Genomic DNA, 11,837 nt, shown 5'->3' with positions numbered 1-11,837 from the left:
TTACCTATATTTGCTTTTCCTATAACAAAAAACTTCCAGCCCCTTTCATCTGAGCTGGAAGTTTCTTGCTACTGTAAAATTTTCTCTGCTATAAAGTGTGTATATTGCTCGCCACCTGCCACATTTGGATGAACTCGGTCATCATAAAACCAATCATCATGGGCGTTACTATAATTAAACCAGTCAATGACCGTTAAGTTATCGTATTTTTTGTCCATTTGACTAAGTAAACTATTCACTTGATTTTGCCATCTTCTAGTTGGGACGCGAACATTAATCCAATAAACTTTTCGATTACCTAACGCTTTCATAAATTCATCAAATTGTGCCTCTGTAAAAGGACCATTTGTACCTAAACTCACTAAAACAGTATCTTTGAGCATTTTCTTTTTGTCTAGTTCACCAATTAGTGAAATGCTACTATACAATTGACGGCCCACTTCCCCATCGATAATCATTTTAGGGAAAATATCTTGTAACCCGCTAGCACCATCTAGAATAACAGAATCACCAATAGTTGTGATTTCTAAATTCTGCGCTTTTTTTACTTGCTCTGGTGTGAGTTGTGTGGGTAGAACGTCTTGGCTTTCACTCGGTTTTGTACTACTTTCTGTGGACGTGCTACTATTTTTCGTGCCACTTTCTTGGACTTCTTTTTTACGTTCTTCAATTTTTTGCTGATTTTTCGCAATATTTTTTTCTAGTTGCTCTTGTTGCGCACTTTTAGCGTTTGCTGGAGCCACAATTAAACCGAATACTGCAATCACGCTAATCACTGTCATAAAGGCCATTGTCCCTTTTTCACGAAGGTCCCACGGTTTCCGTAAGAATTCAGTGAATTGAGTCCAGACATCCTTATAAGACAATCGTGTCAGTGGATGTTCGATAAAACGATATGACAATTCGCTCACTACTAAAATTAATGCTATTTCAACCAATGAATGTAGAAAAACATGGTCCGATAAGGTCTTAATTTTGGCCTCATAAAAAATCATGATTGGGAATTGATACAAGTAAATGCCATAACTCCGTTTACCTATCCACGTAAAGACTGGATTCGTTAACCAACGATTCATATCTGCCCCTGGATGTGCAGTGACGGCCACTAAGACAGTGGCTGCCAAACTAATTAAAAACATGCCGCCGTAATAAACAAAATTTGTATGATCTGATAATGTTAAAAAGGCTAATACTAAAAGAACTAAGGCACTTAAACCAGCACCATTTAAGATTTTTTTAGAGGCTTCTGGAATTTCTTCTTTCAAACGTGTGCTTGGCCAAACATACGCCAATGCACTACCTAGTAAAATAGAAAAAACACGTGTGTCTGTTCCATAATAGACACGTGTAGGATCTGCGCCAGGAACATATAAAACGGCCATCAGCGTCACCGAAATTAAGGCGCCGATTAAAACTAAACTGAAAATTCGACCGCGCTTACGAACAAAGCGTTCCAGAAGAATAAAAAGTAATGGCCAAATTAAATAATTTTGCGCTTCAACTGCCAATGACCAAATATGTACAAATGGCGATTGTGTCGCAAATCCATCAAAATAAGAAAACCCTTTAAAAATTTGCCACCAGTTGTTGTAATAAAAAACACTACTAGCGACAACGCTGCGAATATTGTTTAATAAATCCTGCTGAAAGAGTGTAATATAACTAACTGCACTTAAAAGCATCACAATTAATGCTGGATACAGCCGTTTCATCCTTCGCACATAAAATCCTTTTAAATCAATGGTCTGATTTTCTGCCCATTCTTGCCGCAACAAGTCGTTAATAAGATAACCTGAAACAACAAAGAAAATCGGAACACCTAAGTAGCCACCTCGCATGACTTGGGGAAAAAGGTGATACAAAATCACGCCAATTACAGCGATCGTCCGAATGCCATCAAAACCTGTAATATAGCGTTTTTTCTTGCTATTTGCTGTCTGATTCATTTGTGCTTTCCAACTTTTCTATAAAATTATTCTTTTCCTTTATTTAAAGAAGCAAGTAACTTTAATATACGTTTTTTCCTAGGAAATGGCAAGCAAACTTTGCCTCCTTTAGGCTTTTTTTACAATTCAAAAAACCAACATTTTTTAAATCACAAAAAAACAACCAAAGCTTATGAAAATCACTCATAAGCTTTGGTTGTTTACTCATATCGTTTTCGTTTAGATGAAGATGGAATCCCTAAGGCTTCACGATACTTTGCCACCGTTCGCCGGGATATTTCCATGCCTGAATCTTTTAATCGCTCGACTAATTTTTGATCAGATAACGGTTTACTTTTTACTTCTTCATCAATTAATTTTTGTAGTTGCTTTTTAACCATCGTTGTTGAGACATCCTCGCCATCTTCTTCTGATGAAAGAATACTTGTGGAGAAGAATGAGCGCAATTCAAAGACACCAAACGTGGTTTCTAGATATTTTCCATTAACCGCACGACTAACTGTCGATTCATGAATAGACAAAGCATCCGCAATTTCTTTTAAAGTCATTGGTTTTAATGGCCGATCTGCTTCTAAAAAGAAGGCTTCTTGACGGCGCACAATTTCTTGCCCTACACGTAAAATTGTATCCCCCCGCTGATTCACTGCGCGCTCTAACCATTCAAATTCGTTTTTCTTATCCTTAATATATTCTTGGACTTCTTTGTCGTCAGTCTCTTGCATTCGTTTGAAATAATTTTCTTGAAAATTTAATGTCGGTCGACCAGCTTTGTTGGAAATCACCACTATTCGATCTTCCTTGATTCGGACAGTTAAATCTGGTCGAATATACAATTCCTCGGTCGCATCAAAAATATTCCCTGGCGCTGGCGATAACGTTTGTATATAATCAAAAATCAATTGAATTTCTGCTAATTCAATCCCAAATTTTTTAGCTAACGGGCCCCATTTACGACTCACTAAGGCATCAAACTCTTCCTCCAATAAAATATACGCTAAATTAGGCGCGGTATCGTCTCGTTCTGTTTGTAGCATCAAACATTCTTGTAAATTGCGTGCCCCCACACCTGCTGGATCTAGCTGTTGTAACAAAGTTAATGCATCTAGCATTTGAATGGCGCTTGCTTCGGTTTTCTCTGCCGCTTCTTCTAACGAAATCGTTAAATAACCATTCACGTCTATATATTCTACTAAAAACAATACCAATGTTCGCAAGTATGTATCGCGGTAATTCAAATGAATTTGATCAATTAAAGACTCAAATAATGATAAATGATAGTCTGGAATTTGATTCATATAATTATTTTCTTCGTCTTGGTTGGTGTAAGAACGACTAGTTATCGGAAAATCTGTGGTGTACTGCGTGTCTACTTGTAAATCAATTAATGGATTCTCTAGTGCTTTCGCTTCAACAAAGGCAGCCAGTTCTTCCGTATTAAATTGTAAAATTTGAATGGATTGTTGAAGCTGTTGGGTCATGGCCAACTTCTGGACTTGTTTTTGTTGTTGGGACATTCGTTGCTCAAATTTCATTATTTTCGTCCTCCCTCTTGTAATTTTTGTCAATATCAGCTAAACTAGTATTCGTGCCGCGCCCTTAGTGTAGTGGATATCACGTAAGATTCCGGTTCTTGAGACGGGGGTTCGATTCCCTCAGGGCGCGTTATTTAAATATGTTGATTTATCAACGTTTCTGGACACTCTTTATTCATCTAAAGAGTGTTTTTTTCTTGTTTAGGAATGATTTTTCTATCCGTAGTTTTTTCAAATGTTGCTTGTGGCAAGCTCAATCGCACTTAACGCGACAACATTTGTTCTGATTCAGCTACAAATCCAATAAGGTTAAAATTCCTCCGTTCCTATTGTAACGCATAACGTTTCCTTTTTCTATCTGCTAAACAAAGTATTACGACAAGCAAACACCTGCTTCTCTCTTAAAGATCCCTTTCTGATTATATAGTAAATTGCTTTTAATTTGTTAATTATTTTACCTAAAACTTGATACCCTAATTAAATAAAGAACCTAGGGCAAAAATCACTTTGGATTTTTGTCCCAGGCTTAAAACCTGATAATTGGCGGGAACAGAACCTTTCAGCTCCGACCTCTAAAATACTTAATTAGAAATATGCTACCCGCAATCACACCAATTATGATTACTAGCCAAAATAATCCACTTACAAGTAACAGCTCAGTTAAGGTCGTCTTCAGATTCTCCTCCTTTAAATGGCCTCTGCTTTGTTTTGCTATGTAATTAATGGCGAGATCAGACAACAGCTATCAAAAAAAACGGACCAACACGTGGTCCGTTTTCATTCATTATTAAGCTTTTACGATGTTCGTTGCTTGTAAGCCGCGTGGACCTTCTTCAGTATCAAAAGTTACTGCTTGGCCTTCGTCTAAAGTTTTAAATCCATCTGATTGAATAGCTGAAAAATGTGCAAATACATCATTGCCATCTTCACCTGTAATAAATCCAAAACCTTTGTCTGCGTTAAACCATTTTACTGTACCGTTGTTCATATATATTTCCTCCTAGTGCATAAAAATATGCAAGTTATTGCAAAAAATGTTGAGTGGCAAAAGGAGAAGTATAGTTTTTAAATATATAACTCAAATTACTTATCAAAATTGATTACTTAATTACTATAACATATTTATTAGAAATAAACAATGCCCACGACTTTTCCTTGGACTTTCTAAAATAATCAAAGATGCGCTTGACAAAGCCCTAGCAAAAAACACTCCTATTCTTTCTATTTCCAGTTAGTTTTGTTTAACTTTAAATAATCGCTACGCGCCAAATAATCAAATAGCGGAGCTAATCCTGGTGAAAAATTTACTTCCTCAAACCGCTTAATAAATTGTACGCCTTTAATTTTATTTGGTTCGTTCAGCGTAACTTTTCCTTGGGCTTGTTTGGCAAAATAAAAATGTCCTTGCCAAACGATTGAATCAAAAACGAGTGGTCCAGTAAAAATTTCTTCAAGTTCAGTAATTTCCACTGCTAACTCTTCTTTCATTTCACGAATCGCACATTCCAGCGCTGATTCACCAAGTTCTTGTTTTCCGCCAGGGAAATTCCATGTGTCTGGCCGATCTTTTAAGATAAGAATTTCATCAGATTGATTTTTAAGAAGTACTCGCGAAAATTCTTTTTTCATTTCGTTTAACCCTCTTCTTCATTTTTTATTGAGAAGCCACACTTGGTAGCATAAAAATATAATGCAAAATACGATCCGCGTACGATGGATTTTTTTCAAAGTCATTGACTTCTTCATTGACTAACTCCAAATCATCGGTAATCACTCCAGCAACGTCCATAAAGAGCATTTTACTTAATACCTCTGAGTCATTAACTGTCCAAGCATAAACTGCTTTTTTCTGTTGGTCAGCTTTTAAAATGAAGGTATCGTTCAACGTGGTAGCTTCCATTGTATACAAATCAGCTTGTGTTTCTGGAAAAGTGAAATTATAGGGCAAAATAAAACTAACTTTTACTTTTGATTTGGCTTTTTTAAACGCTTTGATCACATTGTAGTCGAGAGATTGAACCTGATGGTTATTCTTTATCAAAGGACGTTCATATTTTTCAATAAAGTTAGAAAGCGCACCTTGACTATCTTGTTTAGACGTTTTAATTTCTACTAGTAATTTTTGTTTGGCTTGGTTTGCCTTCGCTAAATAATCATCAAAACTGGCAATTGGTGCTTCTTGGCCATTTTCTTTAACGGTCATTTTTGTTAATTCAGCCAACGTAAACTCTTGCGGCGTGCCATCAACGCCGGCGAGTTCTTGAAGGTTGGCATCATGCATCACAACAAATTGATGGTCTTTGGTTTCTTGAACATCAATTTCAATATAATCTGGTTTAAATTTAATGGTTCTTTCCATAGCAGGAATGGTATTTTGTACGCCATTACTATTGGTGACCCCTCGATGCGAAATAATCAAAGGTTTTGATTCTAATAGCCCTGTTAAGTAAACAGCGTTGAAAATTATATAGCCGCCAAAAATGGTGAATAGTCCTAGGCCCATTCCGATAGTCACTAATTTATTACGTTTCGTTTCTTTGTCAAAGGCAACTTTTGTCGTCGTTTCTGCTTGAACATTTAATTGTGTATATAAGAAATTAATCAGTAATACTGAAAGCCAAGCATTAGAGACAAACTGTAAAAATTGGACAACGGTTAAATTTAAAATACCACCTAGTAAGCTAATGGTATCGCTCAAGGTATCTAACTTCAACTGTAGAAGATAAAGTAACACATAAATAACATACGTTGAAACAAATACCGCGATCGTCACAAATGCAATATTACGAATAATGAACCATAATCGTTTGTTTGTCATTGACCAACTAGCCTTAACTGCCTCGCCCGCTTTTTTTCTCTCCAGAATCATTAATGGAAGCGTGTAAATGAAACGAATAGCTAAATACCAGACTAATAACCCAAAGGCCAGTAACCCAACCAAGTAAGGAATTCGTTGGGACAAAAATTCAACAATAAAATCTGGAATCACAAATTTCGTCAATAGATTACTTTGGAAAATCAGGTTACCAAAAGGGACAATGACAACAAAATAACCGAAAAAGAATAACCACGAACGGGCACCTTGCTTTTTAAGAACCTTAAAAGATGCCTTGGTAACTCCTTTAAAATGAAAGCGATGGTCTTGCCGTATTTGAAAAATCCCTAATAATAAAAAGGTAAACTGATAAAAAACTGCACCTAAAAAAAGTAACAACAAGAGAATTAATAACACCAGAGCAAGCGGCTTTTCTAACAATAAATTCAGGTTATTAAACGAAAGATAAGGAATACCTTGAGTTTTTAGTGCGTTGGAAGTAGCCCAACTAAAAGCCCCACCCACCAATAATAATAAGACATTTAAAGTAAAAAATAACCATAAATACTGCAAGATGTCTTTAAAAAATTGCCTTGTTCCATTTTTAAATGTTTGCCAAGCAGACATACAAACTCCTCCATTCTAAAAGTATCTGATTAAAGTTCTTCCATACGAATCCTAAATAAAACAACGGCAATCCAAATTGAAATAAATGATGGCAAAATAACAATAATGATTGCGACTGGCTCATTAATAGTTCCTTTTAACGTATTTTTTACTTCTGAAGAAACAATAAACTGATCAAAAATCACTTGATAAATAGTAACATAAATCAATACCCATTGAATATAATATTCAATTATTTTCATTAAAGCGATGGGTAAAACAATTTTTTTCGTCGTTAAATTCAATAAAAAATATAATAAAAGACTCGTACTGATGATAACGACTATCCCTAAAAGAAATAACGACTCTAACTGCTCTCCTATTACGTTTGCAACGCCTATTGTTAATAATAAATACATAGCTACCGAAATTAAGATGCTCACACTTAGCATAACAGAAAACAAAAGTAATGCCTTAAGAAAAAGCCACTTATCAACTCTTTTATTTCCAATCAATAAACCTAAAAGAATCACCGACAAAAGTAAAATCAATTCAATCATTCGTTCCTCCTTCCAAAACAAATGAAAACAAATTCATATGTTCGCGTTTATTTTATCAAACCAAAATGGATTTGTAAAATATTTCACATGTTATTTAATAAACGACTATTACTAGAAAAAAGACAAGCCAAGTTTCCTTTATTTAGGAAACTTGGCTTGTCTTTTTATTCTTTTTACTTCGTTATTTTTTGATAGTTTGCGAATAATTGATTCGCATCTCCTTCTCCATCAATTTTCTTGAGATGGCCGTTATCTATTTTAAACATAGATGGCACATGTAAAACTTTATTTTCTCGGATAAATGTTGACCATTCCTTCATGGTCTCTTTGTTGGTTAATTCTACATAGTAAACCTGTTTAGGTGCTTGTAATAGTTTCTCGAAATCCTGACAATCTGAACAGTTTTTCTTTTTTAAAACAACATAAAATGTTTCGCCAGAGTGTTTTTTTTCTTGATACTCATTGAAACTTAATTCCTTTTTATGCGGAATAAATGTAAAACCTACCAACAAACTAAGTAACAAAATTAACAGACTGAACGAAATTTTTTTATTCATGTTTTTTCTTCCTTTTTAGTTTGTCTAATTTTTTCTTTTTTTATTTTTTGTTATACCAAAGCTAATAGCCACTATAAGGATAATTAAACCTGCGATCATGTAAAATGGATTTACTGTTGTATTAGTCATTGGTAAATGAATTCCTTTACTTGCTGATTTCCCAAAATTGACTGGGTTCGTTGGTGCTTGATGATTTGTAGGCGTCAACGGTTTTTTCGGTTTTAGCGGTTGTTTAGGTTCAGGTTTTTTTGGATCTTCTGGCGTTGGTGCAGGCGGTGTTACGGTTGGCTTGTTGGAATGCAACACGTCCCCTTCGTTGCCAAAGTTTAAGTCCGCTTGGTTGGGAATGCCGCCTTGTTCAATATAAGGTGCTAATTCTTCATCGGTTGCGCCGTCTTTAATTTTAGTGGTAATAGTCATTGTGTATGTATGACCAGCTAAGTAAGAGTAGCTGTCATCTTTTTTGTTCATTTCAAAAGTTACTTTGTTATTTTCTTGTGTTACTGTGCCGTTAGCTGTAACATCTTTGCCATTTTCATCTGTGACTTTCACGTCTGTGATGTCTAACACTTTATTAATGTCATCCACCATGCTAGCTTGGGTCCAAGTGCTTGTTTCGTTACCGAAAGCTGTTTTGACGTTCCATTTAAATTCTTGGTCGCGGTTGGTTAAATCTAAATGTTCTTGACCTTCTACGTCTTTAGTGATGTTTGGATCTACAGGTGGCGGTGTTACGGTTGGTTTGTTGGAATGTAACACGTCACCTTCATTGCCAAAGTTTAAGTCGGCTTGGTTGGGAATGCCACCTTGTTCAATATAAGGTGCTAATTCTTCATCGGTTGCGCCGTCTTTAATTTTAGTGGTAATAGTCATTGTGTATGTATGACCAGCTAAGTAAGAGTAGCTGTCATCTTTTTTGTTCATAGTAAAGGTTACTTTGTTATTTTCTTGTGTTACTGTGCCGTTAGCTGTAACATCTTTACCATTTTCATCAGTGATAACGACTTTTTGGATATCTAATAATTGGTTGACGTTATCCACTAAACTAGCTTGGGTCCAAGTGCTTGTTTCGTTACCAAAGGCTGTTTTAACATTCCATTTAAATTCTTGGTCACGGTTGGTTAAATCTAAATGTTCTTGGCCTTCGATATCTTTTGTAATCGTTGGATCTTCTGGCGTTGGTGCAGGCGGTGTTACGGTTGGCTTGTTGGAATGTAACACGTCCCCTTCGTTGCCAAAGTTCAAGTCCGCTTGGTTGGGAATCCCGCCTTGTTCAATATAAGGCGCTAATTCTTCGTCCGTTGCATCAGCTTTAATTTTAGTGGTGATAGTCATTGTATACGTATGACCACTTAAATAGTCATAGCTGTCATCTTTTTTGTTCATTTCAAAAGTTACTTTGTTATTTTCTTGTGTTACTGTGCCGTTAGCTGTAACATCTTTGCCATTTTCATCTGTGACTTTCACGTCTGTGATGTCTAACACTTTATTAATGTCATCCACCATGCTGGCTTGGGTCCAAGTGCTTGTTTCGTTACCGAAAGCTGTTTTGACGTTCCATTTAAATTCTTGATCGCGGTTGGTTAAATCTAAATGTTCTTGACCTTCTACGTCTTTAGTGATGTTTGGATCTACTGGCGGCGGTGTCACTGTTGGCTTGTTGGAATGCAACACGTCCCCTTCGTTACCAAAGTTCAAGTCAGCTTGGTTGGGAATCCCGCCTTGTTCAATATAAGGCGCTAATTCTTCGTCCGTTGCGTCAGCTTTAATTTTAGTGGTGATAGTCATTGTATACGTATGACCACTTAAATAGTCATAGCTGTCTGCTTGTTTGTTCATTTCAAAAGTTACTTTGTTATTTTCTTGTGTTACTTTGCCGTTAGCTGTAACATCTTTACCATTTTCATCTGTGACAACGACTTTTTGGATATCTAATAATTGGTTAATATCATCTACTAAACTGGCTTGTTGCCAAGTACTTGTTTCGTTACCAAAGGCTGTTTTGACATGCCAATCGAAACTATCTTCACGATTGGTTAAATCTAAGTGCTCTTGATTTTCGATATCTTTTGTAATCGTTGGATCTTCTGGCGTCACGTCACACGCATGCGCATTGTCATTTTTAGGAATCGTCGCTTCTGGAAATTCCTTAGCAATTGTTCCTTGATTCATTGTCCCACTACTTACAAGGGTTGCTGCATCAATCGCTGTATTTTCTTTGACTTCGTAGTGAATCGTGATGTTTCCTACGTAACCTTCTGTACTAGTTGCTGAAATGGTTTGTCCGTTAATTTGAACAGGCACATCATTTCCAGCATCGTCCGTAGCGGTCGCCGATTGAATGTCAAATTGATTGGCAATCGTTAATGAAGCTGTTGCTGGTGTCGATTGCGCCAGACGATCTTTGACAATTTGTTTTAATTGGGTTGTAAAATCATCAATAGATTGGCTTGTAATAAAATCTTCTGGTGTGCTAGATCCTTGTTGCAACTCTTGTTTTACAAAAGGACCCACTTCTGTTTTATATTTATCAAAATATGAATTTACTGAACTTAAAGATTCAACACTTTCCCAATACGCATTAATCATTTCATAGCCTTGGTTAGTAATTTCTTGGTTTAACGCTAAAACTTCTGCTGCTGCACCTTGATAGTCATTACTATACTCAACAGAAACTTGAAAAGGATGTCTTGGATCTGGATATTCATTGATTGAATCATTGGTGTTGGTTTTATGCAAGTAACCATCTAAACGTGTATTAGCGACCCCATCTGTCACTAATAAGAAATATGTTTTTCGATTCGTTAAATCTCCGTGTGTTTGATTGTACGTATCTAAAGCAAGTTTCAATCCTGAGGCAGTTGGTGTACCACCATACGTCCGAACATCTCCAAAGCCAGAAACAAATTGGCTTTTATCATGGGTTAATTGAGTATCAACACGCACATTCATATCATAATCAGCTGAATTAATTTTTACTTTTCCATCAGGAAATATAAATTGTTTTCCGCCACGATACGAAGCCAGCATCACGCGGTCTTGATCAGATAAACCTTGAACCACTTCATCAATCGCTTGTCTTACATGTGGAAAATTATCTGAAAAACTACCACTGGCATCTTCAACAACCACTAAATCAACCGGTTCCGTTTCACCCGCTTGAACTGGGAAAGTAGCTTGTCCCTCCAATATCCGTTTACAATCAGCTAGACTGTCGTCTTTCACTTTCACCGTATTGGTCATTCCTTCTGTATCTCCTGCTTTAACCACTCCTTCGGCTAAAGCCATTGTGGGACTGAAATTTCCCACAACTGTTCCAGCGACAATCACCATTGTCGATAATAATTTCGTTGCTTTCTTAAACATTTTAATCCTCCCTATTTTCTTTCGCTAGTGTTTGGGACACTTGCTTCTCTTTACTTCAACTACAGCTCCTTAAATCTTTCATCAAGTCGATGTGTCCCCTTGTTTTTGTGACACATCTCTTACTCAATTTCTGATTCTATCACCTTTATAGGCTAAAACTTGGCAGTATTCGGCTCTTGAAAACGTAAAATTTGTCTTTTAAAAATTAATGAAAAGACTATCCACTGACAAAGTTGGTTTTCACTTACTTTTTGACACCTGATTCCTTTTAAAAGTCTTTTTTTACACAAAAAAAGTAAAAGAACCTTTACAGTCCTTTTACTTAATTGTTAGATGCTATTCATAATTTTCTTAGTTTTGTTCTATAAGCTAAATAGTTTAGCCCGTTTATTTCAACAATATTTGACGTTAGTCAGCCGTTTCGTTATAGTTAAAGAAAAGGCTTTTTGGTAGGA

General features: G+C 36.1%; 8 protein-coding genes and 1 tRNA gene. 1 reads left to right on the top strand and 8 read right to left on the bottom strand.

The window, feature by feature from the left end; translation table 11 throughout:
* Positions 1-68 precede the first annotated feature (68 nt).
* Both IGL93_RS02725 and rpoN read right to left on the bottom strand, forming a co-directional pair.
* Positions 69-1,946, bottom strand: a complete 1,878-nt coding sequence (locus IGL93_RS02725) for an acyltransferase family protein (RefSeq protein ID WP_002373449.1) — start codon at positions 1,944-1,946, stop codon at positions 69-71.
* Between the two features lie 200 nt (positions 1,947-2,146).
* Complete coding sequence (rpoN, locus tag IGL93_RS02720; RefSeq protein ID WP_002366210.1) at positions 2,147-3,478, bottom strand: RNA polymerase factor sigma-54; 1,332 nt, start codon at positions 3,476-3,478, stop codon at positions 2,147-2,149.
* A 58-nt stretch (positions 3,479-3,536) separates the two neighbouring features.
* Between rpoN and IGL93_RS02715 the strand changes: the two genes are divergently transcribed.
* Positions 3,537-3,608, top strand: a tRNA-Arg gene (locus IGL93_RS02715).
* Between the two features lie 657 nt (positions 3,609-4,265).
* Here IGL93_RS02715 and IGL93_RS02710 read toward each other — a convergent pair.
* The 6 genes from IGL93_RS02710 to IGL93_RS02685 all read right to left on the bottom strand — a co-directional run bounded on the left by IGL93_RS02710 (position 4,266) and on the right by IGL93_RS02685 (position 11,382).
* The gene (locus IGL93_RS02710; RefSeq protein ID WP_002355647.1) at positions 4,266-4,466 is read right to left on the bottom strand and encodes a cold-shock protein; all 201 of its coding nucleotides are present in this window, start codon (positions 4,464-4,466) and stop codon (positions 4,266-4,268) included.
* A 233-nt stretch (positions 4,467-4,699) separates the two neighbouring features.
* Positions 4,700-5,107, bottom strand: a complete 408-nt coding sequence (locus IGL93_RS02705) for an NUDIX hydrolase (protein ID WP_002361287.1) — start codon at positions 5,105-5,107, stop codon at positions 4,700-4,702.
* 25 nt (positions 5,108-5,132) lie between these two features.
* Positions 5,133-6,920 carry a glycerophosphoryl diester phosphodiesterase membrane domain-containing protein gene (locus tag IGL93_RS02700; protein ID WP_002363211.1) on the bottom strand — a complete coding sequence of 596 codons (1,788 nt, stop codon included), beginning with the start codon at positions 6,918-6,920 and terminating at the stop codon, positions 5,133-5,135.
* Positions 6,921-6,949: 29 nt separating this feature from the next.
* Positions 6,950-7,459, bottom strand: a complete 510-nt coding sequence (locus tag IGL93_RS02695; protein WP_010775636.1) for an SA1002 family membrane protein — start codon at positions 7,457-7,459, stop codon at positions 6,950-6,952.
* 173 nt (positions 7,460-7,632) lie between these two features.
* Positions 7,633-8,016 (bottom strand): bacteriocin, encoded by a 384-nt coding sequence (locus IGL93_RS02690; protein ID WP_002358745.1) that lies wholly within the window; start codon positions 8,014-8,016, stop codon positions 7,633-7,635.
* Between the two features lie 24 nt (positions 8,017-8,040).
* Positions 8,041-11,382 (bottom strand): isopeptide-forming domain-containing fimbrial protein, encoded by a 3,342-nt coding sequence (locus tag IGL93_RS02685; protein WP_024041612.1) that lies wholly within the window; start codon positions 11,380-11,382, stop codon positions 8,041-8,043.
* Between the last annotated feature and the right edge of the window lie 455 nt (positions 11,383-11,837).

The organism is Enterococcus sp. DIV1328a (assembly GCF_050536905.1).
Taxonomy (GTDB): Bacteria; Bacillota; Bacilli; order Lactobacillales; family Enterococcaceae; genus Enterococcus; species Enterococcus faecalis.
This window is presented reverse-complemented; position numbering and strand designations above follow the sequence as displayed.